General features: G+C 47.2%; 2 protein-coding genes. One reads left to right on the top strand and one right to left on the bottom strand.

Features of this window, described 5'->3' with window-relative positions:
* The coding region (locus A3751_RS23795) for a M23 family metallopeptidase (RefSeq protein ID WP_156492568.1) at window positions 1-230 on the top strand (230 nt) is incomplete at its 5' end.
* A gap of 34 nt (window positions 231-264) precedes the next feature.
* On the opposite strand, the gene A3751_RS23020 is transcribed toward A3751_RS23795, so the two are convergent.
* The coding region (locus tag A3751_RS23020; RefSeq protein WP_369821252.1) for an AEC family transporter at window positions 265-532 on the bottom strand (268 nt) is incomplete at its 5' end.

Consider the following 532-nt stretch of genomic DNA (forward strand, 5'->3'; position numbering starts at 1 on the left):
ATGGGCATCTATTGATAGGCAAAGTACTCGTTAAGCCAGGCGATAGCGTTGAAACCGGCCAATTGCTTGGATATTCCGGTAACACCGGTTTCTCGACCGGCCCTCACCTTCATTTTGTCATTCAATATAATAAGCAAGGTAAGCCGGCCTCCAAACGATTTAAATTGAAGCAGGCGGATGGCACTATCATCAACCCCAAAACAGACATCTGGCTTTTGCCGGCAGACTAATAATCGAATTACTTGGATCAGCGGCAGGGCGCTTTTACAACACAAATGCCAAGACGATAGGTATCGACAGGGCGCTAACCATATTCCCGGTCAAAACAATCGACGCGATCTTCTCAGGCTCAAACTTCAACTGTTCTGCAAGCAAATAATTTAAAACCGCAGGAGGTAACGCCGAGAAGATGATCAGCATTGCATACTGTTGATCACTCAAATCGACAAACAGGCCAACGAACAATGCGACGGCGACGCCACAAATGGGAGCCCAAATACCGGAGATAAGGCCAACCTTCCAATCATCGAGA

The sequence above is a fragment of the Oleiphilus sp. HI0080 genome (genome assembly GCF_001635135.1).